This window comes from Micromonospora sp. DT63 (assembly GCF_049841615.1).
Lineage (GTDB): Bacteria > Actinomycetota > Actinomycetes > Mycobacteriales > Micromonosporaceae > Micromonospora.
Genome location: NZ_JBNCKQ010000006.1, coordinates 68,922 through 95,275 on the forward strand (window position 1 = coordinate 68,922; position 26,354 = coordinate 95,275).

The window sequence follows — 26,354 nt, forward strand, 5'->3', positions numbered from 1 at the left end:
CGATTTGTGTGACACCGGTGGCGGCGGCTGGAGAGACATTGGGTGCCAGAACCTTCGTGGTGGTCGGCGGTACCAGCGGGCTGGGCCTCGCGGTGGCCCGGCTGCTCGTCGACGAGCACCGGGTCGTGGTGTTCGGCGACGTGCCGGCCGAGGTCGCCGCGACTACCGACGAGCTGGGGTGCGACGGCGCGGTCTGCGACGTCTCCTCCCACGAGCAGGTCCGGGACGCGTTCGCCGAGGTGGTGGGGCGCTACGGCACCGTCGACGGGGTGGCGGCGTGCGCGTCGATGTGGGCGGGCGGTGACCTCGGGGACCTGTCCGTGGACCACATCCGGCGGGCCGTGGAGATCAACGTCCTGGGTACGACGTACCTGCTGCGGGAGGCGCTGGAGCACCTGCACCGGCAGGACTACGGAAACGTGGTCTACATCGGCGCGATGGCGCTCGCGGCGCCCCGGCCCGGCATCCCGGTCTACCGGGCGACCAAGAGCTACGGCAGCAGCCTCGTCGAGTCACTGGCCCAGGCCCAGCACAGCAACCGCGTCAAGGTGATGCAGTTGCACCCCGGGCCGATGCCGACCCGCTTGCAGGAACGCGTCGGCGCGGAGTTCCTCGACGAGGTGTACGCCCTGCCCGAGCAGGTCGCCACCGAGGTCGTCCGGCTCCTGCTGCTGCAACCCGACGACCTCTACGTCTCCGGCGAGCGCGTGTTGCGCGCGGACGGGCGGTGGTGACGGCGGCAGCCGGACCGGGGGACCGTCCGGCCTCCGCGTGGGCGCCCCTGCGCGGCGCCGTCTACCGCAATCTCTGGCTGGCCCTGCTCGCCGCGAACATCGGCACCTGGATGCAGACCGTCGGCGCGCAGTGGCTGCTGATCCACCACTCCAACGCCTCCACGCTGGTGGCGCTGGTGCAGACCGCCAGCCTGCTGCCGGTTCTGCTGCTGGCGCTGCCCGCCGGGGTGCTGGCCGACAGCTTCGACCGCCGGCACCTGCTGATCGCCGTGCAGCTGTTCCTGGTGGCGGTGGCGGTGGCGTTGACCCTGCTCACCCTGACCGACCGGATGCCGCCGGCCCTGCTGCTCACCCTCACCTTCGCGTTCGGGGTCGGGCAGGCGCTCACCCTGCCGGCCTGGTCGGCGGTGATCCCGGAGCTGGTGCCGCAGGAGCAGCTGCGGTCGGCGTCGGCGCTCGGGTCGATCAGCGTGAACGTGGCGCGGGCGGTGGGGCCGGCGGTGGCCGGTGTGCTGATCGCCCGGACCGGCGTCGCCCCGGTCTTCGGGCTCAACGCGGTGGCGTTCGCCATCTTCGCGGCCGCGCTGTGGCGCTGGCGGCCGGGCACCGCACGCGCCGTCGAGGTGCCCGAGCGGTTCACCGCCGCGCTGCGGGCCGGCAGCCGCTACGTACGCCACTCGCCGATCGTGCGCCGGCTGCTGCGCCGCGCGCTGGTCTTCGTGATCCCGGCCAGCGCGCTGTGGGCGCTGCTGCCGCTGGTGGCGGCCCGGCGGCTCGATCTGGGCTCCGGCGGGTACGGGTTGCTGCTGGCCGCCCTCGGGGTGGGCGCCATCGCCGGCGGTGTGCTGCTGGCCGTGATCCGCACCCGGCTGTCGGCCAACCAGCTCCTGCTGGTCGCCGGCGCGCTGTTCACAGTCGCGCTGGCGGTGGTCGGCACCGTACGGGCGGTGCCGCTGGTGCTGCTCGCCCTGCTGCCGGCCGGGATGGCCTGGGTGACGGTGCTGGCCAACGTCAACGCCGAGATGCAGCTCTTCCTGCCGAGCTGGGTACGGGCCCGGGGGCTCGCCGTCTACCAGGTGTGTTTCGCCGGCGGGCAGGCCGTCGGCGCCCTCGTGTGGGGTCTGGTGGCCGACATGGGCGGACTGGTCGTCGCCTACCTCGCGGCGGCGGCGTTGATGTTCGTCGGGACCGTGACGAGCCGGATCTGGCCGCTGCCGGACCTGCGCTCGGTGAACCGCGAACCGTCGGCCTACTGGCCGCAGCTGCATCTTGCGCACGAGCCGGACCCGGGCGTGGGACCGGTGCTGGTGACGGTGCAGTACACGGTCCGGCCGGAGCGCACGGGCCCGTTCCTCGCGGCCATGGACGTGGTGCGCGGCGCCCGCCAGCGCACCGGCGCGATGCGCTGGGGGCTGTTCCGACCGGCCGAGACGACGGACCGGTTCGTCGAGGTGTACCTGGTGCCGTCCTGGGACGAGCACCTGCGCCAGCACGGTGGCCGGTTGACGGGTGAGGACCGCGAGGCCGAGGCACGGGCCCGGGAGCTGACCGACGGCGCCCCGGAGGTGCGCCACCTCGTGCCGGCCGCCGCCGGGCCGGCGCTGAGCGACGACCGCGAAGGACTCTGAATCTCCGTACGCCCCATCTCGTGGGCGATTTCTTCCCGCGTCATGTGCAGGACGTGACTGTCGGGGTACGTGGTGGCCCTGAGAGGGGAGGGAACCCATGGATCTGCTGGCTACCACGACCATCCGCCGGCCGGTGTCCGACGTGTACGCCTTCTGGCGTCGTCTGGAGAACCTGCCGACGTTCATGGCCCATCTGCAGGAGGTGCGCGCCACCGGGGAGCGTACGAGTCACTGGACGGCGAGCGCGCCGTTCGACCGTAGCGTCGAGTGGGACGCGGAGATCACCGACGAGGTGCCCGACGAGCGCATCGGCTGGCGGTCCACCGGCGAGGCCGACGTGCCGAACACCGGCAAGGTGTGGTTCGTGCCGGCGCCCGACGGCGTGAGCACCGAGGTGCACGTGCTGCTCGTGTACGACATCCCGGGCGGCAAGCTCGGCCAGGCCGTGGCACGGTACTTCGGCGAGGAGCCGCACCAGCAGCTCGACGACGACCTGCGCCGACTCAAGCAGGTCATGGAGACCGGCGAGGTGATGCGCTCGGACGGCGCACCGTGGGGCAAGCGCGCCCGGCGGGAGTTCCCGCAGCGGCCGGCGCAGCCGCTGTCGAGCGACGAACTGGCGAAGGGGGAGGCGGCATGAGGGCGAACACCTGGGCCGGCCGGAACAAGGTCGAGGTCCGCGACGTGCCGGACCCGAGCATCCTGAACCGGCGCGACGCGATCGTGAAGGTCACCTCGACCGCGATCTGCGGGTCCGACCTGCACCTGGTCGACGGGTACGTGCCGACCATGCAGGACGGTGACGTGCTGGGCCACGAGTTCATGGGCGAGGTGGTGGAGGTCGGCGCCGGCGTCGACCCGGGTCGGCTGCGGGTCGGCGACCGGGTCGTGGTGCCGTTCCCGATCGCCTGTGGCGCGTGCGCGGCGTGCGCCGCCGAGCTGTGGTCGTGCTGCGAGAACAGCAACCCCAACGCCGGGATCGCGGAGAAGATGTTCGGCCACCCGGTCGCCGGCATCTTCGGCTACTCCCACCTGACCGGCGGGTTCGCCGGCGGCCAGTCCGAGTACGTGCGGGTGCCGTTCGCCGACGTGGGGCCGCTGAAGATCGAGTCGGACCTGACCGACGAGCAGGTGCTGTTCCTGTCCGATATCCTGCCGACCGGCTACATGGGCGCCGAGATGTGCGACATCCAGCCCAGCGACGTCGTCGCCGTGTGGGGCGCCGGCCCGGTCGGGCAGTTCGCGATGGACAGTGCCCGCCTGCTCGGCGCGGCAACTGTCATCGCGATCGACAAGGAGCCGTACCGCCTGCGGATGGCCGAGCAGGCTGGGCACACCACGATCAACTTCGAGGAGGTGGACGTCCGCTCCCGGCTGTTGGAGCTGACCGGCGGACGCGGGCCGGACAAGTGCATCGACGCCGTCGGCATGGAGGCCAGCCACGGCAGCGCGCACCTGCACGCGTACGACCGGGTGAAGCAGGCCGTGCGGTCGGAGACCGAGCGGCCGCACGCGTTGCGCCAGGCGATCCTGTCCTGCCGCAGCGGTGGCACCGTGTCGGTCATCGGCGTGTACGGGGGCTTGCTCGACAAGTTCCCCTCCGGCGCGTGGATGAACCGGTCGCTGACCCTGCGCACCGGCCAGTGCCACGTCCAGCGCTACATGAAGCCGCTGCTGCGCCACGTCGAGAACGGCGAGCTGGACCCCACCCGGGTGATCACCCACACCCTGCCGCTCCAGGACGCGGCGCGCGGCTTCGACCTGTTCAAGAACAAGCAGGACGACTGCGAGAAGGTCGTGCTGAAGCCCTGACGGGTCGGTGCCGGCGCGGTCGCGAAGGGGCCTCGCCGGCACCGCCGCGCGGTCGACGTACGCCGTACGACCGCGTTGTTAGGATGGCCGCACCATGGCGAGTGAGCGCAAGGCGACCGCGGACCCGGCCCGCAGCCTGGCCATCCTCTGGCGCACCCGGGAACCGACCAGCCGCAGCGCCGGGCAGGGCCTCAGCGTCGACCGGATCGTGCGGGCCGCGATCGACATCGCCGACGCCGAGGGCCTGGACGCGTTGACCATGCGCCGGGTCGGTGAGGCGTTGGGTGTCGGCACCATGTCCGTCTACACCTACGTGCCGGGCAAGGCCGAACTCGTCGCCGTCATGATCGACACCGCGTACGGCGAGATGCCGCGTTCCGCGGTCGAGGGCGACTGGCGGGCCCGGTTGGAGCGGATCGCCCACGACAACCTGGCGCTCTACCAGCGCCACCCGTGGATGCTGCGGGCCGAGACGACCCGCCCGGTGCTCGGCCCGCACCTGGTGGCCAAGTACGACCACGAACTCGGCGCGGTCGCCGACATCGGGCTCACCGACATCGAGATGGACGCGGTGCTCACCCTCGTCCTGGGCCACGTGAAGAGTTCCGCGCGCGCCGCGTCCGAGGTGGTCGACCTGGAGCGGGAGACCGGCATGACCGACGGTCAGTGGTGGCAGTCGCACGCGCCCTGGTTGGAGACGTTCCTGACGGCCGACAGCTACCCCACCGCGTCCCGGGTCGGCACCGCTGCCGGCCAGCAGCACGGCGGGGCGTACGGCCCGGAGTACGCCTTCGAGTTCGGCCTGCAACGCGTCCTCGACGGCATCTCGGTGGTGGTCGCCGAGCGGGCGGCCAGCCGGTAGCTGCGACGGCCGGTGCTATCTGGCCGCCTCCGCCGAGACGGCGGCCCCGAGCCGGGCGAGGGCCCGGGCGGACGCGCTGCCCGGCTCGGCGTGGTAGACGACAAGCGACTGGGTGGTGCCGCTGATCGTGAGCTTCTCGTAGCGCAGCTCCAACTCGCCCACCCGCGGATGGTGGAACGCCCGGAGCCCGCCCCCGGCGCGGACTGTGACATCGTGACGCGCCCACAACCGCCGGAACAGCTCGCTGCCCGTCGTCAGCTCCGCGACCAGTTCGGTGAGCCGCGGATCGTCCACCTCGGCCCCCACCTGTGCGCGCAGGCCGGCCACCGCGCTGGCGGCGACCGCCTCCGGCGCCGGATAGAGCGCCGGCACGTCCGGGCCCAGAAACACCGCGCGCAGCAGGTTCACCCCGACCCGGTAGATCGGCGCCAGGGCGGTCGCCATCGGGTTGGCGAAGAGCACGTCCAGGTGCCGGCCGTGCACGAAGGCGGGCGTTTGCGCCCACGAACCCACCAACTGGCGGATGCCCACCGGCACCCGCTCCGGGCGTCGTGCCGGTCGGCCGGTCGGCGCGTGCCCGCCGAGGCGGTGCAGGTGCCCCGTGGCCTCGGCGTCCAGCAGCAGTGCCCGGGCCAGCGCCTCGAGCACCTGGGCCGACGGACTGCGGTCCCGGCCCTGCTCCAACCGCAGGTAGTAGTCCGCGCTGATGCCGGCCAGCAGGGCCACCTCCTCGCGCCGGAGGCCGGGCACCCGCCGGCGGCCGTGTGCGGGCAACCCGACGTCACCCGGCCGGATCAGCTCACGCCGGGCACGCAGGTACTCGCCCAGCGGGCCGGCCGCGCTCACCAGCTCATCGTAGGAGCGCCCGCCGCCGCCCAACCTGGTCCTGCCACTACCAGGAAAACCGGTAACCCGGATATCGCCCGCCGGCCGGGTGACAGTGGGTCACGTAAGCGTGATCGAAAAGAGGGGACAGGGATGACCGAGCGAATCACGACGCCATTCGGTTTCGCCTCGACCGCCGACGAGGTGCTCGCCGGAGTCGACCTGAGCGGCAAGCGGGCCGTCATCACCGGCGGCGCCGCCGGGATCGGCATCGAGACCGCCCGTTCGCTGGCCGCCGCCGGCGCCGAGGTGGTGCTCGCGGTCCGGCGGGTCACGGCCGGCGAGGAGGCCGCCCGGGACATCGCGGCCAGCATCGGCGCGGACCGGGTCACCGTCCGCGAGCTGGACGTGGCCGACCAGGATTCGGTAGGCCGGTTCGTCGCCGGCTGGGACGGGCCACTGCACATTCTGATCAACAACGCGGGGATCATGGCGCTGCCGGAGCTGGAGCGCACCGCCGAGGGCTGGGAGATGCAGTTCGCCACCAACTTCATGGGGCACTACGCGCTGACCGTCGGCCTGCACGACGCCCTCGCCGCCGCCGGTGGCGCCCGGGTCGTGTCGGTCAGCTCCAGCGGCAACCTCTTCTCGCCGGTGGTCTTCGACGACCTGCACTTCGCGTTCCGCCCGTACGACCCCCTGCTGGCGTACGGGCAGTCCAAGAGCGCCGAGGCCCTGCTCGCCGTCGAGGCCGACCGCCGCTGGTCCGGTGAGAACATCCACGCCAACGCGTTGAACCCCGGCGCCATCGCCACCGGGCTGCAGAAGCACACGGGCGGGCTGCGGACGCCGAAGGAGCGGCAGAAGACCCCGCAGCAGGGTGCCGCCACCTCGGTGCTGCTCGCCGCGTCCCCGCTGCTCGACGGCGTGGGCGGTCGGTACTTCGAGGACTGTGCCGAGGCCCCGGTCCGGACCGAGCGGCCCGCCGACTACAGCGGCGTGGCGGCGTACGCGGTCGACGCGGACAACGCCGAGCGGCTCTGGGAGGTGGCCGCGAACCTCGTCGCCGACGGTGCCGCCGCCCGCCGGCCACGGCACGGGTAGCCGCAGCGATGCCGCAGCACGGCGACCAACCGCGACGCGACGACGTGGTGGAGTTGCGGGTGCACGGCGTGTCGGGGGCGAAACCCTCGGTCATCCTGGGCGCGGAGCGGGTACGCCAGGTCGCGGGCGACGCCTGCGGCGGCTTTCACCGCCGCGACGGGTCCGACGACGCCGACCCGACCGGGGTGACGCTCGAGGCGTACCGCTGGGGTGACCTGCCCTCGGGCACGGTGGCCCGGACGCTCGGCATGGTCTTCCTGCTGCCGTTCATGCTCAGCAACGCGGCGGTGTGGATGCGGCCCACCGGCAGCGGCGCCGCCGGGGTCACCGTGCTGTGCCGGCTCCTCGCGCTGAACCTCACAGTGGTGTACGTGGTGTCCATCGCCGGGGTCGCCCTCGACCTGCTCGCCTGGCGGTGTCTCGGTGCGGTGGCGTGTCGCGCGCCCTTCGACACCCTGGCCGGGCTCGACGACCGACCTGTCGGGCAGCGGCTCGCCGTGCTGGCGCTGCTGCCGATCTTTGCCGTCGCGTTCCTGCGACTGCTGGGAACCCGTCGCCCCGGCCCGGCCGGCAACCCACTGTGGGCGGTGGAGCCGCTGGTGGTGCGGCTGCGGGCGATCCACGTCGCCGCCGCGCTCGCCGTCCTCGACGTCCTGCTCCTCGTGGCCCGTCGCGGTGGCGGCGCGACGCCCGTGACGACGCTGCTGGTGACGCTCAGCGCGGCCGTCCTGGTGGTCTGTGTGGGCCTGCTCGCCGCCCCGGGGCTGATCGACCGGGCCGCGACAGCGCGGACGGCCACGGTGACCGCCCGCGCCACGGGCGTGCTGGCGGCGGGTCTGACCGTGGCGACCCTCGTGGCCGTCGGGAGCGACGAGCGCGGCTGGCCGTCCTCGGGCGGGCTCCCTGGCTACGACGCGATCGCCGGTGGCGCCCTGCTCGGCCAGATGGTCCTGCTGGTGGTGCTCAGCGGCGTGGTGCTGTGGCACCGCGGTCGGTCCAGGCTGCCGCGAGGGCTGGGCGCGGCGCTCATCGCGGCCATCGCGGTCGGTCTGGCCGGCGCGCTCTCCGCCGGTCTCGTCTACCTGACGGGGATCCTGCTCGGTGGCTACCGCGGCGACGGGGGGCCGCCGCTGCCGTACCGCTGGACGCTGCTTGCCTTCTTCCTGCACGTGGCCGCCGCGGTGCTGCTGTGTGGGGCGTTGACAGTCCTGTCGCGGCACCGCCGTCGCCGCGCGGCGGTGGCGATCACCGCCCGCGACTTTCCCGCGCCGCCGCCGGAGGCGGCCGGACAGGTGCGGCGGGTCACGAAGACCGTGGCCCGGGCGCGGTTCACCGAGTGGCTGGGCCTGCTGGCGGCCACGTACGCGGCTCTCGCGGTGGTCGGGCTGGCCACCAGTCTGCTCGGACAGTTCGGGCGTGAACCGGACGAGCTGGCGCGGCAGTCTCTCGGGCTGCCGGCCGGGATCGTCGGGATGGGGCTCGCGGGAGGCACCTACCTCCTCGCCGCGGTGCTCCTCGCGTTGCTGCTGGGTGGTGTCTTCGCCTACCGGACGGCGTGGTTCCGCCGGTACGTCGGGATCCTGTGGGACCTGGGCACCTTCTGGCCCCGGGCCGCCCACCCGTTCGCGCCCCCGAGCTACGCCGACCGGGCGGTGCCGGAGCTGACCGACCGGATCGTCCAGCTGACCGAGCGGCACGCCGGGGTGCTGCTGTGCGGGCACAGCCACGGCTCGGCGTTGCTGGCCCTCGCGGTGCTGCGGCTGCCCCCGGCCGCGCGTCGGCGCGTCGCTCTGCTCACCTACGGCTCGCCGCTGGGCCGCCTCTACGCCCGGCTCTTCCCGGCCTACCTCGACGACAAGACGCTGCGCGAGGTGGGGGAGCGGGTCGGGTGGCGGTGGCTCAACCTCTGGCGGGACACCGACCCGGTCGGCGGTTGGATCTTCGCGGCGCACCGGCCCGGCGATCCGCCGCCGGAAGCGGCCGATCCGGCCGGCCGCGTCGATCGGCGGCTGCGTGACCCGCAGGGCCTGCTGCCGTCACCGGGGCAGCGCCGGCCGCCACCGGTGCGCGGGCATCACCCGGGCGAGTCCGACCCCGAGTTCCGGGCGGCGGTACGCGAGCTCATCGGCCGGCTGCGCCCCACGGACGGCGAATGAGTCGTCAGCGAAACCCTTCACCGGTCCTCGGACAGTCGCTCGGACTCCGCGACCACCGCACGGATCTTGCGCAGGGTGGCGTCGGGGGCGTGCACGGCGGTCCGCCACCGGTCGAGCGTGCGGGTCAGCACCCGGACGACGAACTGCAACTGGTTGACCTGCTCGCGCAGCAGCCCCAGCTCCGATCGCGCGCTGATCGCCTCGCCCTCCAACTCGGTGATCCGCATCTGCAGGGGTTGCACGAGTGTCAGGGCGGCTTCCGTGAGCGTGTCGGCGGCGTCGGCCTTGAACTTGCCCCGCTGCGACACGACAGTGGCGATGGCGGCCAGACCTGTCGTACCGCCGAGGACGCCGAGCAGACTGAGCAGCACCTGAACCCAGTGCGGCGCTTCGGGTGTTGGTGCAGAGATCACGTGACACCTCCGACGACCCGTCGGTGAGCCTCGCACTGGTGGCCGTAGGCCAGGCAGCGCAGGTCGACGGCGATCAGGGCGGCCCGCCAGAAGGCGCCCAGCGGCAGGGCACTGACCAACGAGGCCGCCACGAGGCCCTGCGGACCGGTCACCGCCACCAGTGCCACCGTGTACATGCCGGTGATGGTGCCGAGCACCAGCACGGCCGCGAACTCGATGCCGAGGCCGGTGGAGAGTCGACCGGGCCACAGGATGCCCAGCAGGCCGCCCACGCCGACCACGATCAGTGCGACCTCCCAGCCGAGCTGGATGGGCTCCGGCATGGACAGTTGGACCGACGGTGATCGGATGTCGAGCACGAGCAGCAGGAATCCACAGATGGGCGTCGTGACCAGGGCGGCCACCTCGAACGGCTGGCTCTTGGCCCGGGAGCGGGGATGTCCCACGGCGACTCCTTGGTCGAGACCGGGACCGTTGTCCCGCCACCGGCCGACGTCGTGTCAGGTCGCGCGTACGAACCGGTTCGCGGGCTGCGGTCTTGGGGACGGTCGATGGGCGACTCGCCGTCGTTGGCTGCCGGTATCTGCCTGTGTAGCACCGGTGACCGGTTCTCGTCCACCTGGTGTAACGTCGCCTTTCCGCAGGTCAGAGCTGTTGTGCGGAGCTGGTTGGCCGCCTCCGCGCGAGGGGCCGCCGGAATGCCGGCGACCCCGCGCGGTCGGGACGGAGAGTGTCGGATATCTTACCGTCGGTAAGGTGGTCGTCCGCTCCGGCGGATCACCGCAGGAGCAGATCGCGCAGCGCCCGGACCACCACCGCCGGCGCCTCCTCCGCCATGAAGTGGCCGCAGTTGACCGTCTGGTGCTCCAGGTTCGGAGCCCAGGCCCGCCACACCCCCGCCGCGTCGTAGCCGAGCGCGGCGCCCCAGTCCTGCTGGAGCACCGTCACCGGCATCCGCAGCAGGTTGCCGGCCGCCCGGTCGGCCGTGTCGTGAGCGACATCGATGCCGGCCGAAGCCCGGTAGTCGGCGACGATCGGGGTGACCGCGTTGCGGGACGCCCGCAGGTAAGCCGCACGCACCTCGCCCGGCAGCGCGTCCGGGTCGCGGGTCCAGACGTCGAGGAAGTGACCGAAGAACGCGTCCGGGCTGGCGCCGATCAGCTCCTCGGGCAGGCCCGGCGGCTGCGCCATGAGGTACAGGTGGAAGGCGACCGCGGCGCTGACGCCGTGCAGCACGTCCCACGTGTCCAGGGTGGGCACCACGTCGAGCAGGGCGAGCTGGCTGATCGCCTCCGGGTGGTCCAGGCCGGCGCGGAACGCGACCAGGGCGCCCCGGTCGTGCCCGGCCAGGGCGAAGCGCCCATGACCGAGCGCGCCGGCCAGCGCCACGACGTCGGCGGCCATGGTCCGCTTGGCGTACGCCGTGCCGTCGTCGTCCACGGGCTTGTCGCTGTCGCCGTAGCCACGCAGGTCGGGGCAGATGACCGTGTGGTCGGCGGCCAGGTCGGCCGCCACGTGCCGCCACATGAGGTGGGTCTGCGGGAAACCGTGCAACAGCACGATCGGTGGCCCGGAACCACCCACGGCGGCGGTGAGCGTCACGCCGTCGGCGACGGTGACGCTCTGGTAGTCGAATCCCTTGATCCTCGGCTGCACGGGAAACCTTCCTGATGAGCGGGGCCGGCGGGCGGGACGCCCGTCGCCGTCGTACGTCATCGAGGCTGCCCGGCAGTGATCAGCGGACGGTCAGCGCCGGATCAGTGCGCGCCGGCACGGCCGCCTAGATTGGTGCCATGACCAGGCAACCGACGCCACCGGTGGAGGTGACGTTCGGCGTGCTCGGCCCGGTGACCGCCACCAGCGCGGGCGGCCCGGTCCCGCTGCGGGGACACCGGCAGCGCCTGGTGCTGGCCCGGTTGCTGATCGCCCACGGTCGCATGGTGCCGGTGGAACGCCTCGTCGACGACCTGTGGGAGGTCCCACCGGACGGCGCGGTGGGCGCGATCCGCACCTTCGTCGCCGACCTGCGCCGGGCGTTGGAGCCCGACCGGCCACCCCGGCAGCCACCCCGCCTCCTGGTCACCGAACCCCCGGGGTACGCGCTGCGCGCCAGCCCGGAATCGGCGGACGCCTACCGCTTCGAGGCGGCCGTCGGCGAGGCGGGACAGCTGCTGACCGGGGACCTGCCCGCGCCGGCACTGACCGCGCTGGACGCGGCGCTCGGGCTGTGGCGGGGCCCCGCGTACGCGGACGCCGCGGGCGCGCTCTGGGCCGCCGCGGAGACCAACCGGTTGAACGAACTGCGGATGCTCGCCGTGGAGCGGCGGGCCGAGGCGCTGCTCGCGCTGGATCGTCCGGACGAGGTCGCCGCCGACCTGCCCGCCCACCTCGCCAGCCATCCGCTGCGGGAGGACGCCTGGCGGCTGCTCGCGCTGGCCCGGTACCGCGCCGGCCGCCAGGGCGAGGCGCTGGCCGCGCTGCGCGAGGCCCGTGCCGTCCTGGTGGCTGAGCTGGGTCTGGACCCGGGGCCCGAGCTGCGCCGGCTGGAGGCCGACATCCTGGCCCAGGCGCCACACCTGACCCGAGCCCCCGCCGTGGCAGTCCCGAACCGGGCCGGACCCGTTCGGGACGGTGGGTCGAAAACGGCGCCGCACCGACCGTTCGTCGGGCGGGACGTGGAGCTGGAGCGGCTGCGGCACGCCGCCCAGGTCGCCACCCGGTCCGGCCGGCCCACGCTCGCCCTGCTCAGTGGGGAGCCGGGCGCCGGCAAGACCGCAGTGGCCGAGGCGCTGACCCGGCAGCTCGCCGCGCAGGGCTGGACCACGGCGTGGGGCCGCAGTCCCGAGTACGAGGGCGCTCCAGCCGCCTGGCCGTGGACCCAGATCACCGACACGCTCACCGAGCCGTCCGGGACTGGTGAGCCGCCGGGGTCGGGTGAGCCGGTGGACGACGACGGCGGCGGGACGGCCGGGACCGGTGGCGCGGATGACCCCGCCGTGGCCCGGTTCCGTCGGCACCGCGCGGTGGCGTCGGTGGTCTCCGCCGCCGCCGGCCGAGGGCCCGTCCTGCTGGTCCTGGACGACCTGCACCGCGCCGACGGCGACACGCTGGACCTGCTCACCGCCCTGGTCACCGGGCCGCAGCCGGCCACCGGGCCGGTGCTGGTCCTGGGCACCTACCGGGCCACCGAGATCAGCCCGGAGCTGACCGCAGCCCTGGCCCGGGCCGCCGCGCTCGAACCGGTGCGCGTGTATCTCGGCGGCCTGTCTCCCGAGGCGACCGGCGAGCTGGCCCGCACCCTCGCCGCACGGGAGCTGGACCCGCCCACCGTCGGGCTGATCCATCACCGCAGCGGCGGCAACCCGTTCTTCGTCCGCGAGCTGGCCCAGCTGTACGCCGGTGCGGGCGGCGCGGCGCTGGCGGCGGTGCCGCCCGGGGTGCGTGACGTCATCCGGCACCGCCTCGCACAGCTGCCCCCGCCGACCCGCACCGTGCTGCGGCAGGCGGCGGTGCTCGGCCGGGACGTCGACCCCGCGCTGCTCGGCGCGCTGACCGGCGACCCGGCGGAGCTGCTGGACGCCGTGGACCGCGCGTTGCAGGCCGGGTTCCTGACCGAGCGGGAGCCCGACGGGCGACTGCGGTTCACCCACATCCTCGTCCGCGACACCCTCTACGCGGACCTGTCCGCGGCGCGTCGCGCGGCCTGGCACGCCGCCGTGGCCGAGGCGTTGCAGCGGCGCCAGCCCGTCGACCCCGCCACGATCGCCCACCACCTGCTGCGCGCCGGCGGCCCCGCCGCCGCCCACCGGGCCGCGGGCTACGCCCGGATCGCCGCCGAGCAGGCCGAACGCGCCGGCAACCCGCACGAGGCGGCCCGGCTGTGGGCGCAGGTCGTCGACGCGTACGACCGGGCCGGGGGGACCGAGCGGCGCGAACGGTTGAACGCGGTGCTGGGCCTGGGGCGGGCTCTGGCGGTGACCGGCCGGTTGGCCGAGGCGCGCGGCCACCGCGCCGAGGCGATCGCCGACGCCGAGGCGGTCGGTGACCCCCGGCTGACGGCGGAGGTGCTGGCCGGTTTCGACGTGCCCGCCATCTGGACCCGCAACGACGACGACAGGCTCTCGGCGCGGATCGTCCGCGCCGCCGAGAACGCCCTGACCGGCCTCGGCCCGACCGGCTCGGCGCAGCGCAGCCGGCTGCTGAGCACGCTCGCGCTGGAGCTGCGCGGCACCACAGGTGAGCGGGGCAGCCAGTCCGCCGCCGAGGCCGAACGGATCGCCCGGACCGTCGCCGACCCCGGGTTGCTCGCCTTCGCGCTGAACGCGCGGTTCATGCACACGTTCCACCGCGTCGGGCTGGCCGCCGAGCGGGCCCGGATCGGCGCGGAACTAATCGACGTGGCCGCCGCGCGCCAGTTGGTGACCTTCGAGGTGCTGGGTCACCTCATCGGAGTCCAGTCGTGCTGCGCGCGAGCCGACCGGACCGGCGCGGACCAGCACGCCCGCGCCGCCGACCGCCTCGCCCAGCGGTACGAGCTGCCGCTGGTCGGCGTCTTCACCGGCTGGTACGCCGCGCTGCGCCGGGCGTTGGGCGGCGACCGGGAGGCGGCGGCGACCGCGTACCGGGCGGCCGCCGAACGGCTCCCCGCCGACGCCATGCCGGGCTTCGCCCACGGACTGCTGCCACTCGCCCTGCTCGGTCTGCGCCTGGCCGACGCCGTCAGCGCCGACCCGCTGGCGTCCACGGGCGCGGGCCGAACGGGCCAGGACCAACCGGCCTTCGGGCCGGTGAGTCAGCGGCCGATCCCCGGGCCGGACGACGAGGACTGGGCGGGCCTGGACTGGGGACCGCACGAGCCGTGGGTCCGCCCGCTGCTGCTCGCGGCCGAGGGGGACCGCGACGCCGCCCGAGCGGCCCTGCGGGCCCTCCCGGACGGGCCGCACGACCTGCTGCGGGAGGTACGGCTGTGCCTCACCGCCCGGGGCGCCCTCGCCGTCGGCGACCGGCCCACCATGGAGCGCGTCGCCGCCGCGCTCGGCCCGGCGGCCGGCGAACTGGCCGCCGGCAGCGGGGTGCTCACCGTCGGCCCGGTGGCCGGGCACCTCGCCGACCTGGCCACCGCGCTCGGCCGCGACGAGGAAGCCGCCCGACACCGTCGTACCGCCCGCCTGCTCACCGCGCGCCTCCGTACCGCCGACCCGAGCTGACCCGGCCGGGCGCGTGCCCCGCGCCCGGCGACTTGCCCGTTCCTGTGGAACCGGCAACCGGGGTGCGATCAGATGGAACAACCGGCGTTCGTCGTCGGCCGGGGATCGAGGGGGTACGCCGTGCAGGTGCTCGTCCTGATCGTGGTGCTGGGCGTCACCGTCCTGGTCGGCACCACCCTCGGCGGCCGGTACCGGGTGGCGCCACCGGTGTTGCTGATCGGGTTCGGGGTGCTGCTCGGGCTGGCGCCGCCGCTGTCCGAGGTGACCCTGGAGCCGGACCTGGTGCTGTTGATCTTCCTGCCCGCGATCCTCTACCGGGAGAGTCTCACCATCAGCCTGCGCGAGATCCGGGCCAACCTGCCGGTGATCGGGCTGCTCGCCGTGGTGCTCGTGGTGCTCACCATGGTCACGGTGTCCCTGACCGCGCAGGCGTTCGGCGTGAACCCCGCGGCCGCCTGGGTGCTCGGCGCGGTCCTCGCGCCGACCGACGCCGCCGCGGTCACCGGCCTGGCCAAGCGCCTGCCCCGCAAGCTGCTCACCACCCTGCACGCGGAGAGCCTGATCAACGACGGCAGCGCCCTGGTGATCTTCGCGGTGGCCGTCGGCCTGCTCACCCAGAGCGAGAGGCCGGGGGTGCTGGGCATCGGCGAGGAGTTCGTCGGGGCCGGCGTCGGTGGAGTGGTCGCCGGCCTGCTGGTGGGCACCGCCGTGGTGCTGATCCGCAAGCGGCTCGACGACCCGCTGCGCGAGGGGGCGCTGAGTGTGCTGACGCCGTTCGCGGCGTTCCTCCTCGCCGACTCGGTGCACGCCAGCGGTGTGCTGGCCGTCGTGGTGGCCGGCCTGGTGCTGGCGTACGCCGGTCCACGGGTGATCCGCGCCCGGTCCCGGGTGCTGGCGTACGCGTTCTGGGACCTGTCCACGTTCCTCATCAACGGTGGCCTGTTCGTGCTGCTCGGCACGCAGATCCCCCGCGCGGTGCGGGGCATCTCCAGCACCTCGCCGGGCCGGGCACTGGCGATCGTGCTGGTGGTCACCCCGGTCGTCGTCGCCACCCGGCTGCTGTTCGTCTACCTGACGGCCGAGTCGGCGAAGCTGCGCCGCCGCCGGATGATGGACCACGACCAGCCGGCGTCCGACTGGCGGGTGGGGACCGTGGCCGGCTGGGCCGGTTTCCGGGGCGCCGTGTCGCTCGCCGCCGCGCTGGCAGTTCCGACGATGACGGCCGCCGGCACACCGGTGGCCGAGCGCGACCTGATCATCTTCGTCACCGCGCTGGTCATCGTCCTGATCATGCTCGTGCAGGGCACCACCCTGCCGCTGGTGGTGCGCTGGGCGGGGCTGACCGGCGACCCCGAACGCGTCGACGAGGCCCGGCAGGCCCGCCAGCGCGCCACCCAGGCCGGCCTGGAGGCGCTGCCCCGGGTCGCCGCCGAGATCGGCGTCGAGGGGGAGACGGTGAGCCGGCTGCAGGCCGAGTACCAGCGGCACCTGGAGGACTTCAACGACAGCGGTGGGCGTACCGCCGAGGAACGCCGGCTGGACCAGCGCCTGCGCCTCGGCGTCCTCGCCCACAAGCGGCGGGAGCTGACCCGGCTGCGCGACAACCGGGAGATCGACGACCTGGTGCTCCAGGAGCTCCAGGCCGCCCTGGACAATGAGGAGATCCGGCTGCTGGGGCGGGGGCCCAGCGAGTGACACCGGCCGGCGCCGGCGGCCTGACGGATTGGTGACACCGCCCCCGCGCGTGCGGGACGTTCGGGCACGTCGTCGGCGGGTACGGTAAGAACCGGTTCGGCGTCCGTCGATGCGTTAGGCCCGCGAGGGGGTGCCCATGACCACCGGAGGGAGCGAAACCGACCTGCGGACGGTCACCGAGCGGGAGTTCCTCGACGAGCTGGTGGCGGTCACCCGCGAACGCGTCGCCACCCAGTTCCTCTACCTGATGGCGCAGGACGACGCAGTCATCGGGGTCCAGTGGGAGCAGCCCGGCGTGGACCACCTCCGCCGCTACCAGGTCCGCGACGCCTGCCCGCACTGCGTCGTCCTCGATGCGGTGGTGGCGCTGGCGCCGATGCTGCCACTCGACGTGCTGCGCGCCGCGCGCACCGGCCCCCAGTACGAGACGGTGCTGCGCACCGGCCGGCTGCCCCACCTCGCGTTCGCCCGTCCGGCCGGCCCACCCGGCGCGAGCTGGCTGGGGGACTGCCACGCGGTCGACGGTGACCCGCACTCCGCCGCCGACTGCCCGAGGCACGCCGTGCCCCGACCCACCGGCGACCCGCTTGAGCTGCGCCTCGGGTCGCTGCCCCGGGCCGTCCGGGAGCTGTACCCGCACGACGACGCCGCGACCGCCGACCTGGCGCAGCGGCTGCGGATCGCCCAGGACTGGCGGGCCGACGCGCAGGCGGTGGCGAGCGGCATCCGCGAGGCGGCGGCGACCTGGGCGTTCCTGCGCACCTCCTGCGTGCTGGGCGTGCCGGTGCCCGGCGTCAACGGTCTCGTGCTCACCCTGCCGCCGGGCCAGGCCCCGGACGACCGACCCCTGGCCGAGCTGCACGCCGCGACGGTGCGCGCCGTGCCCACCGGTGGCCAGCTGCCCTACCAGGAGCGGGCCTGCCTGCTGCCGGAGCCGACGTCGGGAACGCACCGCATGCCGACGTACGCCGGCGCGGTGGATCTGACCGCCGCGGCGCCGGTACGCACGCTGCGCCTGCCGTCGCCCCGCCGACCGCTGAGCACCACCGGCCGGGGCGTGCTGCTGCTCTACGAGGCCCGGCACGCCATGGGCCGGCACTTCGCGAGCGCGCCGGTGCGCGACGCCGCGTACTGGGATTCCGAGGCGGCGTTGAACGTCTTCGAGTTCACCCTGCTGGAGCGGGTCGCCGGGCGGCACTACCAGGAGGCGGTGGCCGCCTACCTTCAGGCGCTGCGCCGGGAGGGCGACCTGCTCGCCCGCCCGCACAAGGTGCTCGACCGGCGTCGGCGCAAGGCGCTCTCGCTGGCGTTCGGCGGGCTGGACGACGAGGAGCTGCACCTGTGGGCGTCGGTCGCGTACCGCAACGCCATCCTGGAGCTGCTTGGCGACCTGAAGGCGTTCGCGCTGCACCTGCGCATCCAGGCCGGCTGAGCGGCCGTCTCAGAGCACCTGGGCGAGGAAGCGGCGGAGCCGGGGATGCTCGGCCCCCTCGAAGATCCCCTCCGGCGGGCCGGCCTCCAGCACCACACCCCGGTCCATGAAGGCGACGGTGTCGGCGACGTGCCGGGCGAAGCCCATCTCGTGGGTGACCACCACCATGGTCATTCCGGCGGCGGACAGGTCGGTCATCACCCCGAGCACCCCCTTGACCAGTTCCGGGTCGAGCGCCGAGGTGGCCTCGTCGAAGAGCATCACCTCGGGCCGCAGCGCCAGCGCCCGGGCGATCGCCACCCGCTGCTGCTGGCCACCGGAGAGCTGCGCCGGCCGGGCATCGGCCTTGCCGGCGAGCCCCACCAGCTCCAACTGGTCGCGGGCGACCGCCACCGCCTCGTCCTCGCCGAGCTTGCGCAGCCGCCGCAGAGCAAGGGTGACGTTGCGCAGCACGCTCATGTGCGGGAAGAGGTTGAACTGCTGGAACACCATGCCCACCCGCTGGCGCAGCGCGTCCGGGTCGTCGCGCAGCACGCTGCGCCCGTCCAGCAGCACGTCGCCCCGGTCGGGCTCGATGAGCCGGTTGAGGGTACGCAGCAGAGTGGACTTGCCCGACCCGGACGGCCCGATCACGCAGGCCGTCCCACCCCGCTGCACGCTCAGGTCGACGCCCCGCAGCACGCGGTTCGGCCCGAAGGCCAGGTGGACGTCGCGCGCCTGGAGGCTCACCGAGGTGGTGGTCGCGGTGGTGGTCATCGCCGGTCTCCTTCCGGGGCCCCGGCCAGCGCCAGGTCGTCGTCCTCGTCGTCGGCGGGTGCGGTGGCCGGCCGGCCGTTGCGCAGCCGTCTGTCGATCCAGTTGACGACGTGCGTCAGCGGGACGGTCAACGCCAGGTAGAAGAGCCCGGCGAGCAGCAACGCGGACTCGTTGCCGGTGGTGGCCGCGTAGTCCTGCCCGATGCGGAACAGCTCCCGCTGGCTGGCCACCAGGCCGAGGAAGTAGACCAGGCTGGAGTCCTTGATCAGCGCGATGAGCTGGTTGACCCAGGCGGGCAGCACCCGCCGGATGCCCTGCGGGATGATCACCAGCCGCATCGCGTCGGCCCAGGAGAAGCCGAGCGCCCGCGCGCCCTCCAACTGGGCCGCCTCCACCGACTGGATGCCGGAGCGGAAGATCTCCCCGATGTACGCCGCCGCGATCAGCGACAGCGCGAGGACGCCCAGCGGGTACGGGTCCGGTCCCCAGACCCGCATGCCGAGCGGTGCCAGCCCGACGCCGATCAGCAGGATCGTCGCCGCGGCCGGCAGCCCGCGGAAGACGTCGGTGTAGACGCGCGCCGGCCAGCGCAGCCATCGACTGCGCGAGATGCCGGCCACGGCCAGCAGCAGGCCGAACACCGTGCCGAGCAGGGCGGCGGAGACCGCCAGGATCAGCGTGTTGGGCAGCCCGACGGTCAGCATCTCGGGCAGCGCCTCGCGCATCGCGTCGGCGTCGAAGAAGGTCTCCCACAGGGTGCTCAACGGATCCATCGGTCGCCTCTCCTACCGCCCTGCTCGCTCGTCACCGGTTCAGGACGCAGCCGACGCCGACGCCGACGGCACGGCGGATGCGGACGGCGCCGCTACGGTGCCGCTGCCCGGGGTGAAGTCCGCCGGGATGGGGCGGCCCGGGTAGTACTGGGCCTGCAACCGGCTCCAGGTGCCGTCGGCGATCACCTCGTCGAGGCCCTTGTTCAGCGCCTCGCGCAGCTTGTCGTTGCCCTTGGCCACGGCGTACGCGGTGGGTGCCGGGCTGAGCTGCTTGGCCGCCACGGTGATCTTTCCCTTGCTGTCGGCGGCCGACTTCTCGCCGATCTCCGCCGGGGCGATCCACGCGTCGGCGGTGCCCGCCTTGAGCTGGTTGATCGCGCCGTTGTAGTCCGGCACCCGCACCGGGTCGAGCTGCTTGCCGGTGGCGTAGTCGTCCTGGACGGTGCCCTGGACCACCACGACCCGCTTGCCGGCGAGCTGGTCGAACCCGGTGATCGGCGAGCCGGCCGGCACGTCCAGCCCGAAGTAGCCGAAGTCGTAGCCGTTGCCGAAGTCGACTGTCTTCTTCCGCGCCTCGGTGATCGTGATCGAGGAGCTGCCGACGTCGAACTTGTGGTTGTTGACCTGGGAGAGCAGCGCGGAGAAGTCGGTTCCGACGAACTCGACAGTCAGGCCGAGCTTGCCGGCCACCGCGGTCAGCAGGTCGTTGTCGAAGCCGGTGAACTTACCGTCCTTGAGGTACACGTTCGGCGGGGCGTCGGTGAGCGTGCCGGCCCGCAGCACGCCGGCCTGCGCCAGCCCGTACGGGTTGCCGGCGGCGCCCGACGAGTCGTCGCCACCGCACGCGGCCAACCCGCCGGCAACCAGAAGGGCCGCCCCAACGGCAACCACACGGCTCAGGACAGAAAAAGATCGCACGGGTGTCTCCAAAAGGGTGCATTGACCCGGTCGATCATGAAGTTGTTGCCCCGACACGCCGGTCGGACGGGCAACAACTTCATGATCGACGCGAGGGTCGAGTGGGGTGGGCGAGGGCGCCCGGGGAGGGGAGGGGGGTCAGCGCGTCAGGTGGCGGTACACGCTGCGCTGCGCATTCGCATCAGGTCCACGTGGCGACGCCGGGTCAGGGTCGGCATGAGCCGACCGGCCGGTGGCGTGGGGCTGAGGATGATGCGCATACGGTCTCCCGGGTCTGTTGCTGACCTGGGTGCCAGGCCACGCTTGCGCCGGCGTCCTGCCGGTGCCTGGTCTTCACCCGGGGCACCCCACCGCGGAGGAGGGTTGCCGGCCAGCGAGCCGGGGCTTCGCGCTGGCACTCATGACCTGCGCCGAGGCTAGCAGCTCCGACCGGTGGACCGTCCAGCCGTTATGACCACGCTCACCGTCCGCGACGGTTCGACCGGCAGGTCAACCGGCGTGCACGTGCGGCCGGCGGCGCGGGTCGGGCTCCTGGCGACGCAGGATCTCCCGGGTGACCGAGGCGATGGCGCCCTGCCCGAACGCCAGGTAGCGCAGGAGGTTGCGACCCGGGCCACCCTCGCTCCACTCGAAGTAGATGTGTGGCCGTCGCCGGCTCCGGTCGCGGATCTCCAGCAGCAGGGCGGCGAGCGCGGTGGGCACCGACGAGCCGGTCAGGCTGAGCACCGGGTAGCTGTCGTGCGCCACGCTGCCGCGCACCGGCAGCTCGGTCTCGAAGTCCGACGGGTCGGTGACGTGGACCTCGACGAAGATGACGTCGCTGTCGTCGGGGAAGTCGTTGTCCGCCATGGTCTGTGCCAGCTTTGCGCGGTACTCGGCCGGGTCGCGGCGCTCCGGCTCGTGCGCGATGAGGCGGATCCGACGGGTGGCCCGCTCGTCGATCATCCGGGCGGCGGTCGGGTCCAGCTCGACGTGGTCGACGCGCAGCTCGTAGGCCCGCATGAGCCGGGACAGCACCGACACCAGGATCATCCCGCCGATGAAACAGGCGGCGATCTTGACGCCGTCGGGGCGTTCCACGACGTTCGCCACAGTGGTGTAGACGAAGATCAACGCGATGGTCCCGAAGGCGTACGTCCGCCCCCGCTGGCGCCGTCGTCGCGCCGCGAGGGTCACCGCCGTCGCCGCCGAGGTGATCAACACCAGGACCCCGGTGGCGTACGCGCCGCCCTGCGCGTCCACGCTCGCGGAGAAGACCACCGTGATCACGAACGCCACGGTGGTGAAGACCAGCACCAGCGGCCGGACCGCCCGCGCCCAGGTCGGGGCCATGCCGTACCGCGGCAGATAACGGGGTACGAGATTGAGCAACCCGGCCATCGCCGACGCGCCCGCGAACCACAGGATCCCGATCGTCGACAGGTCGTAGACGGTGCCGAACACGCCGCCGAGGTGCTGGTGCGCCAGGTAGGCCAACGCCCGGCCGTTCGCCGGCCCGCCCGGCTGGAACGCCTCCGGCGGGATCAGCACGGTGGTGGTCACGCTGCTGGTGATCAGGAAGACGCTCATCGTCGCGGCGGCGGTGGTGAGCAGCCGCCGCGCTCCCCGGATCCGGCCCAACGGCCGGTCCTCCGAGTCCGCGCGATCCCCCCGGATGTGCGGCATCACGGCCACCCCGGTCTCGAAACCGGACAGGCCCAACGCGAGCTTCGGGAACACCAGCAGGGACAACCCGACCACCAGCAGGGGATCGCCGTGCCCGGTGCTCAGCGCGTTCGTCCAGTCTCCGACCGCGCTCGGATGGGTCACCACCCGCCACAGCGCGTCGGCGATCACCACCGCGTTCAGCCCCAGGTAGACCGCCACCAGGACGACGGCGATCCCGATGGCCTCGCCGAATCCCTTGAGGAACACCGCGCCCAGCAGTGCCACCAGCAGCAGCGTGAGGAGCACCTCGTGTCCCTTGAGCCCGCTCGGCCAGAACGGGTTCTCGTCGATGTGGGCTGTCGCGTCCGCCGCCGAGAGGGTGATGGTGATGATGAAGTCGGTGGCCGCGAAACCGAGCAGCACCAGCACGAACAGCTTGCCCGGCCAGTAGCTCAGCAGGCGTACGAGCATCGCGATCGAACCCTCACCGTGCGGGCTCTCGACAGCCACCCGCCGGTACACCGGCAGCGCGCCCAGCAGCGTCACCAGCACCAGCACCAGCGTCGCCACCGGCGCCAGCGCCCCGGCCGCCAGCGCCGCGATGCCCGGCTGGTAGCCCAGCGTCGAGAAGTAGTCGACACCGGTCAGGCACATCACCTTCCACCACGGGTGGTGCCGATCCTCGGGCGGGCGCCCGCCCGGGCCGGAATGCCGCGCGGCCCGCTCCGTACCGCCGTCGAGCAGCCAGCCGCGCAGCCGCCCACCGCGCCTGTCGCCCTGCACCGGCGCTTCCCCCGTCCTCCGCCCATGGTCACCGCGAGTATCCGCCCGGTCGCACGCGCCCGTCCCCGGGTACGCCGAACCCGCCCGTCCCCGGTGGGGGCGGCCGGCGAGTCGGAGGGTTTCGGCCCGGGGGCAGAGGGGATGCAGCGCCTCCGGCGCCCCGCACCGAACCGCCCGGTCGGGCCGGGAGGCCGCCGGATCGGATGCCACCGGGGAAGGAGCGGGTCATGGTCGGCGGCCGTCGCTTCCGCCCGGGTGGTGGCTTCGGCCGTCAGCTCGACGAGCACGAGACCCGCGTCAGCGTGCCGCCACCGCCGGCACCGCCCCCGCCCGCCGGTGGCATGGTGGACAGTGCGGTCTACATCCGGGGACACCGGTTCGCCTCGCCGGCCGGCCTCGCCGAGACGTACTCCTGCCTCCAGGAGCAGGACGACGCGATGGCCTGGATCGGGTTGTACCGGCCCGACATCGACCAGATCTCCTCGCTGGCGCGCGAGTTCCGCCTGCACGACCTGGCGGTGGAGGACGCGATCAACGCCCACCAGCGACCCAAGCTGGAGCGGTACGGGCACACGCTGTTCGTGGTGCTGCGTGCCGCCCGCTACGACGACCTGCGGGAGGAGGTCGAGTTCTCCGAGCTGCACCTGTTCATCGGGCCCGGTTTCGTGGTGACGGTCCGCCACGGCGAGGTGCCCGACCTGGCCGCGGTGCGGCGGCGGATGGAGGCCGACGCGCCGATGCTGGCCCAGGGGCCCGAGGCGGTCCTGTACGCGATCCTCGACCAGGTCGTCGACGGGTACGCGCCGGTGGTCGCCGGGTTGGAGAATGACATCGACGAGATCGAGACCCAGGTCTTCGGGGGTGACCCGAACGCCAGCCGGCGCATCTACGGGCTCAGTCGGGAGGTCATCGAGTTCCAGCGGGCCGCCCGGCCGCTGCTCACCATGCTCGACGCGTTGGCCACCGGCGCCGGCAGCTACGGCACGGACGAGGAACTGCTCCGCTACCTGCGTGACGTGACCGACCACCTCACCCAGGTGGTCGAGCGGGTGGACGGGTTCCGGCACCTGCTGCAGAACATCCTCACCGTCAACGCCACCCTCGTCTCACAGCAGCAGAACGAGGAGATGCGCAGCCTGACCGCAGCCAGCTACGCGCAGAACGAGGAGCTGAAGAAGGTCTCCTCGTGGGCCGCGATCCTGTTCGCGCCCACGCTCATCGGCACCGTGTACGGCATGAACTTCGTCCACATGCCGGAGCTGAACTGGCGCTTCGGCTACCTGTTCGCGCTGCTGCTGATGCTGCTGGTCTGCGGAACCCTCTACCTGGTCTTCAAGCGGCGCGGCTGGCTCTAGCGGCGGGGCGCCGGGCTCACTCGATGCCGCGCAGGATGTGCCGCTCGTCCTCGCTGTCGTCGTCACCGGCGCCGATGCGACCGAGCAGCACGGCGGCGGCCCAGATGGTCAGGGGCGTGGCCGCCCCGGTCATCCCGCCGCCGGTCCGGTCGTGGCTGGTCTGGCTCCGCTCCGTGCGCGGTGGCCTGCGCTGAGCCTGCATGGGCCCTGCCTCTCCTCGTCGAAGCCGCCGCGGGCGGCGCGGTGTGCGCCCGCGCCCCCGGCCGGGCGGCCCGCTCGCGCGGGTCACCACGGGTACGGCATCCACGTCGAACCATCCCACGCCCGGCCACATCCGCACCCCCTGTTTTCGGTTTCCCGACTGTCGCCCGCCAAACCGGACATCTCGCCTCGATGGTGCATCGAGTGGCGGAGTGGGTAGCGAGGTACGGGTGAGCGGATCTCTCGACACCGCCGTGCAGGTCACCACCGGACGTGGAGCCCTGCCCCGCTACCTCGTCGCCGCGACGCTCGCCCGCGGCGCGGACGCCGGCGCGACAGTGGGCGTGGTGCTGCTGGCCACCGTGTCGCAGGTCGGGGTGGCCCGGCCGGCCCTGCTCGGCGGGCTGCTGGCCGCGTGCCTGACCGCGCCGCACCTGCTCGGGCCGCTCATGGGTCGCTGGCTGGACCGGGCGCCGGACGGCCGGGGCCGGTTGGCGGCCGGCTTCGTCACGTACGCCGTAGCGGTCTCGACGGCCGCGCTGCTGCTCGGCCGGGTGCCGGTGGGTGTGCCGGCCGCGTTGCTGGTCGTTGCCGGGGCCTGCGGGCCGCTGCTGACCGGCGGACTGAGCAGCCGGCTCGCCGGACTGCTCGACCCGGACGAGCGCGCGCAACGTCGCGGTCAGGGGTGGGACACGGTGACGTACGGGGTCGGTGGCAGCGCCGGTCCGGCCGCCGTGGCTGCCCTCGCCGCCCTGGCCGGGCCTCGGCCGGCCCTGGTCGGGTTGGGTGCCGCCACCCTGCTCGCGGCAGCCCTGGTGGGGACGCTGCCGGCACGCGCACCCGCCCGGCGGGGGCCGGCGCGGACGACGCCCGCCGCCCGTGGCGCGCTGCGGGCGCTGCTCGGTCCCGGACCGCTGCGCCGGGTCACCGGGGTCACCTCGCTCGCCGCGCTCACCGGCGGAGCGGTGTCGGTGCTCGCCGTCGCGCTCGCGGCGGACCTCGACCGGGAGGCGGTCTCCGGCGCGCTGCTGGCCGCCGCGTACGGCGGTGGAAACCTTGCCGGCGCGCTCCTGGTCACCGCGTTTCCGCTGACCGGTGACCCGGAACGACTCACCGTCCGGTGGGCGGCGCTCGGCGCGGTGGGGATCGGGCTCTGCGCGGCAGTGCCCAGCTTCGGACTCGCGGTCGTCGCGTTCGCCCTGGCCGGGGCGGCGACCGCGCCGCTCTTCGCGGCCACCCTGGCCGCCCGGTCGGCGTACGCGCCGGACGCCGTGCGGACGCAGGTGTTCGTGTCGACGGCGGCCCTGAAGGTGGCCGCCGGCTCGCTCGGGACCGGGCTGGCCGGTGCGCTCGCCCCACTCGGTCCGCGCCTGCTGCTGGTGGCCGGAGCATCCATCGCGCTCGCGGCGGCGGTGGCGGCGACGGTGTCCGCGCGCCGGAGCGTCGACGGTCAGGACGGCCAGGACGGCTAGGACGGCTAGGACAGCGGGTGGGCGATGCCGCGGGCGTGGTCGGTGAGGGCCGCGCCAACCACCGTCGCCGCCAGCGGCAGCACCTCCAGGCAGCGGCGCACCGCGGCGGCCATCAGCGAGTTCGGCACCCGCATGGACAGCGTGCAGTGCGGCACCCAGCGCCCGGGCTGGTAGTGCTCGACCAGGGTGATGCCGGCGGCGGCGAGCCGGCCGTGCACCAACCGGTGGTGCGCGAGCAGTTCCGGCGTGGGCGCCGGGCCGAGCCAGAGCACCCGCCCGACGAACTGCCCCGCGTGTTGGAAGTCGAGTCGTAGGGGAGCCGCCACGACGGTGCCGCGCAGCGCCTCCGCGACCTGGTCGGGATCGAAGCGGGGCGCGACAGCGAGCGAGACGTGCGGGCGGTGACGCTGCTCCAGCAGCGAGCGCATGCTCTGCACGCCCTCGGCCTCCAACGCGTCCCACAGCACCCGGATCCGCCGGGTGGCATCCGGGTCCAGATACAGCTCCAGCGCCGCGACCACGTGATCACCGTAGCGGCCGAGGTCCGGCTGTCGGTGTCCGGCGGTACCGTGATCGGAAAC

General features: G+C 73.6%; 22 protein-coding genes and 1 riboswitch. Of the genes, 12 read left to right on the plus strand and 10 right to left on the minus strand.

Annotated features, from left to right (window positions below; genetic code table 11):
- Positions 1–38: 38 nt before the first annotated feature.
- From ACLQ27_RS21860 to ACLQ27_RS21880, 5 genes are all read left to right on the plus strand, one after another.
- Positions 39–734, plus strand: a complete 696-nt coding sequence (locus tag ACLQ27_RS21860; protein WP_425868389.1) for an SDR family NAD(P)-dependent oxidoreductase — start codon at positions 39–41, stop codon at positions 732–734.
- Positions 728–2,362 carry an MFS transporter gene (locus ACLQ27_RS21865; RefSeq protein WP_425868391.1) on the plus strand — a complete coding sequence of 545 codons (1,635 nt, stop codon included), beginning with the start codon at positions 728–730 and terminating at the stop codon, positions 2,360–2,362. The genes ACLQ27_RS21860 and ACLQ27_RS21865 overlap by 7 nt, the downstream gene beginning before the upstream one ends.
- Before the next feature lie 97 nt (positions 2,363–2,459).
- Complete coding sequence (locus tag ACLQ27_RS21870) at positions 2,460–3,002, plus strand: SRPBCC family protein (RefSeq protein WP_357495161.1); 543 nt, start codon at positions 2,460–2,462, stop codon at positions 3,000–3,002.
- The gene (locus tag ACLQ27_RS21875; protein ID WP_357495159.1) at positions 2,999–4,174 is read left to right on the plus strand and encodes a zinc-dependent alcohol dehydrogenase; all 1,176 of its coding nucleotides are present in this window, start codon (positions 2,999–3,001) and stop codon (positions 4,172–4,174) included. The genes ACLQ27_RS21870 and ACLQ27_RS21875 overlap by 4 nt, the downstream gene beginning before the upstream one ends.
- Before the next feature lie 94 nt (positions 4,175–4,268).
- Positions 4,269–5,036, plus strand: a complete 768-nt coding sequence (locus ACLQ27_RS21880) for a TetR/AcrR family transcriptional regulator (RefSeq protein WP_357495157.1) — start codon at positions 4,269–4,271, stop codon at positions 5,034–5,036.
- 15 nt (positions 5,037–5,051) lie between these two features.
- Here the strand turns inward: ACLQ27_RS21880 and ACLQ27_RS21885 are convergent, their stop codons facing one another.
- Entirely contained in the window at positions 5,052–5,882 is an 831-nt protein-coding gene (locus tag ACLQ27_RS21885) for a helix-turn-helix domain-containing protein (RefSeq protein ID WP_425868394.1), read from the minus strand.
- 132 nt (positions 5,883–6,014) lie between these two features.
- On the opposite strand from ACLQ27_RS21885, the gene ACLQ27_RS21890 reads away from it, so the two are divergent.
- Positions 6,015–6,965 (plus strand): SDR family NAD(P)-dependent oxidoreductase, encoded by a 951-nt coding sequence (locus ACLQ27_RS21890; RefSeq protein WP_357495155.1) that lies wholly within the window; start codon positions 6,015–6,017, stop codon positions 6,963–6,965.
- 8 nt (positions 6,966–6,973) lie between these two features.
- Positions 6,974–9,121 carry a hypothetical protein gene (locus ACLQ27_RS21895; RefSeq protein ID WP_425868395.1) on the plus strand — a complete coding sequence of 716 codons (2,148 nt, stop codon included), beginning with the start codon at positions 6,974–6,976 and terminating at the stop codon, positions 9,119–9,121.
- 17 nt (positions 9,122–9,138) lie between these two features.
- Here ACLQ27_RS21895 and ACLQ27_RS21900 read toward each other — a convergent pair whose 3' ends face one another.
- The 3 genes from ACLQ27_RS21900 to ACLQ27_RS21910 form a co-directional block, all read right to left on the minus strand.
- Entirely contained in the window at positions 9,139–9,534 is a 396-nt protein-coding gene (locus ACLQ27_RS21900) for a hypothetical protein (protein WP_357495153.1), read from the minus strand.
- Positions 9,531–9,980 (minus strand): hypothetical protein, encoded by a 450-nt coding sequence (locus ACLQ27_RS21905; RefSeq protein WP_234582242.1) that lies wholly within the window; start codon positions 9,978–9,980, stop codon positions 9,531–9,533. The genes ACLQ27_RS21900 and ACLQ27_RS21905 overlap by 4 nt, the downstream gene beginning before the upstream one ends.
- Before the next feature lie 331 nt (positions 9,981–10,311).
- On the minus strand, positions 10,312–11,190 hold the full coding sequence (locus ACLQ27_RS21910; protein ID WP_425868398.1) for an alpha/beta fold hydrolase: 879 nt from the start codon (positions 11,188–11,190) through the stop codon (positions 10,312–10,314).
- 137 nt (positions 11,191–11,327) lie between these two features.
- Between ACLQ27_RS21910 and ACLQ27_RS21915 the strand changes: the two genes are divergently transcribed.
- The 3 genes from ACLQ27_RS21915 (at position 11,328) to ACLQ27_RS21925 (ending at position 17,868) form a co-directional block, all read left to right on the plus strand.
- The gene (locus ACLQ27_RS21915; protein ID WP_425868399.1) at positions 11,328–14,741 is read left to right on the plus strand and encodes a BTAD domain-containing putative transcriptional regulator; all 3,414 of its coding nucleotides are present in this window, start codon (positions 11,328–11,330) and stop codon (positions 14,739–14,741) included.
- Between the two features lie 72 nt (positions 14,742–14,813).
- Positions 14,814–16,436 (plus strand): Na+/H+ antiporter, encoded by a 1,623-nt coding sequence (locus ACLQ27_RS21920; RefSeq protein ID WP_357495148.1) that lies wholly within the window; start codon positions 14,814–14,816, stop codon positions 16,434–16,436.
- Positions 16,437–16,572: 136 nt separating this feature from the next.
- Positions 16,573–17,868, plus strand: coding sequence for a hypothetical protein (locus ACLQ27_RS21925; RefSeq protein WP_357574443.1), 1,296 nt, complete (start codon positions 16,573–16,575; stop codon positions 17,866–17,868).
- Between the two features lie 9 nt (positions 17,869–17,877).
- On the opposite strand, the gene ACLQ27_RS21930 is transcribed toward ACLQ27_RS21925, so the two are convergent.
- The 4 genes from ACLQ27_RS21930 to ACLQ27_RS21945 all read right to left on the minus strand — a co-directional run bounded on the left by ACLQ27_RS21930 (position 17,878) and on the right by ACLQ27_RS21945 (position 22,745).
- A complete protein-coding gene (locus ACLQ27_RS21930) occupies positions 17,878–18,624 on the minus strand; it encodes an amino acid ABC transporter ATP-binding protein (RefSeq protein ID WP_425868402.1) in 747 nt (248 codons plus the stop codon).
- On the minus strand, positions 18,621–19,397 hold the full coding sequence (locus ACLQ27_RS21935) for an amino acid ABC transporter permease (RefSeq protein WP_357574442.1): 777 nt from the start codon (positions 19,395–19,397) through the stop codon (positions 18,621–18,623). The genes ACLQ27_RS21930 and ACLQ27_RS21935 overlap by 4 nt, the downstream gene beginning before the upstream one ends.
- Positions 19,398–19,436: 39 nt before the next feature.
- Entirely contained in the window at positions 19,437–20,288 is an 852-nt protein-coding gene (locus ACLQ27_RS21940; protein ID WP_357495140.1) for an ABC transporter substrate-binding protein, read from the minus strand.
- Between the two features lie 321 nt (positions 20,289–20,609).
- Positions 20,610–20,721: riboswitch (SAM riboswitch) on the minus strand.
- A gap of 83 nt (positions 20,722–20,804) precedes the next feature.
- Positions 20,805–22,745, minus strand: coding sequence for an amino acid transporter (locus ACLQ27_RS21945; RefSeq protein WP_425868404.1), 1,941 nt, complete (start codon positions 22,743–22,745; stop codon positions 20,805–20,807).
- Positions 22,746–22,972: 227 nt separating this feature from the next.
- Here ACLQ27_RS21945 and corA point away from each other — a divergent pair, with 227 nt between their 5' ends.
- A complete protein-coding gene (corA, locus tag ACLQ27_RS21950) occupies positions 22,973–24,100 on the plus strand; it encodes a magnesium/cobalt transporter CorA (protein WP_425868406.1) in 1,128 nt (375 codons plus the stop codon).
- A gap of 16 nt (positions 24,101–24,116) precedes the next feature.
- Here the strand turns inward: corA and ACLQ27_RS21955 are convergent, their stop codons facing one another.
- The gene (locus ACLQ27_RS21955; RefSeq protein ID WP_007457747.1) at positions 24,117–24,302 is read right to left on the minus strand and encodes a hypothetical protein; all 186 of its coding nucleotides are present in this window, start codon (positions 24,300–24,302) and stop codon (positions 24,117–24,119) included.
- Between the two features lie 229 nt (positions 24,303–24,531).
- Here ACLQ27_RS21955 and ACLQ27_RS21960 point away from each other — a divergent pair, with 229 nt between their 5' ends.
- Positions 24,532–25,773, plus strand: a complete 1,242-nt coding sequence (locus ACLQ27_RS21960; RefSeq protein WP_425868407.1) for an MFS transporter — start codon at positions 24,532–24,534, stop codon at positions 25,771–25,773.
- Between the two features lie 5 nt (positions 25,774–25,778).
- Here the strand turns inward: ACLQ27_RS21960 and ACLQ27_RS21965 are convergent, their stop codons facing one another.
- Positions 25,779–26,294 carry a 2'-5' RNA ligase family protein gene (locus ACLQ27_RS21965; protein ID WP_234582232.1) on the minus strand — a complete coding sequence of 172 codons (516 nt, stop codon included), beginning with the start codon at positions 26,292–26,294 and terminating at the stop codon, positions 25,779–25,781.
- Positions 26,295–26,354: the final 60 nt, after the last annotated feature.

Coding starts and splice junctions, on each gene's coding strand:
- ACLQ27_RS21875 (WP_357495159.1), top strand. CDS start 2,999: ATGAGGGCGAACACCTGGGCCGGCCGGAACAAGGTCGAGGTCCGCGAC.
- corA (WP_425868406.1), top strand. CDS start 22,973: ATGGTCGGCGGCCGTCGCTTCCGCCCGGGTGGTGGCTTCGGCCGTCAG.
- ACLQ27_RS21870 (WP_357495161.1), top strand. CDS start 2,460: ATGGATCTGCTGGCTACCACGACCATCCGCCGGCCGGTGTCCGACGTG.
- ACLQ27_RS21895 (WP_425868395.1), top strand. CDS start 6,974: ATGCCGCAGCACGGCGACCAACCGCGACGCGACGACGTGGTGGAGTTG.
- ACLQ27_RS21925 (WP_357574443.1), top strand. CDS start 16,573: ATGACCACCGGAGGGAGCGAAACCGACCTGCGGACGGTCACCGAGCGG.
- ACLQ27_RS21890 (WP_357495155.1), top strand. CDS start 6,015: ATGACCGAGCGAATCACGACGCCATTCGGTTTCGCCTCGACCGCCGAC.
- ACLQ27_RS21920 (WP_357495148.1), top strand. CDS start 14,814: ATGGAACAACCGGCGTTCGTCGTCGGCCGGGGATCGAGGGGGTACGCC.
- ACLQ27_RS21915 (WP_425868399.1), top strand. CDS start 11,328: ATGACCAGGCAACCGACGCCACCGGTGGAGGTGACGTTCGGCGTGCTC.
- ACLQ27_RS21935 (WP_357574442.1), bottom strand. CDS start 19,397: ATGGATCCGTTGAGCACCCTGTGGGAGACCTTCTTCGACGCCGACGCG.
- ACLQ27_RS21880 (WP_357495157.1), top strand. CDS start 4,269: ATGGCGAGTGAGCGCAAGGCGACCGCGGACCCGGCCCGCAGCCTGGCC.
- ACLQ27_RS21930 (WP_425868402.1), bottom strand. CDS start 18,624: ATGACCACCACCGCGACCACCACCTCGGTGAGCCTCCAGGCGCGCGAC.
- ACLQ27_RS21955 (WP_007457747.1), bottom strand. CDS start 24,302: ATGCAGGCTCAGCGCAGGCCACCGCGCACGGAGCGGAGCCAGACCAGC.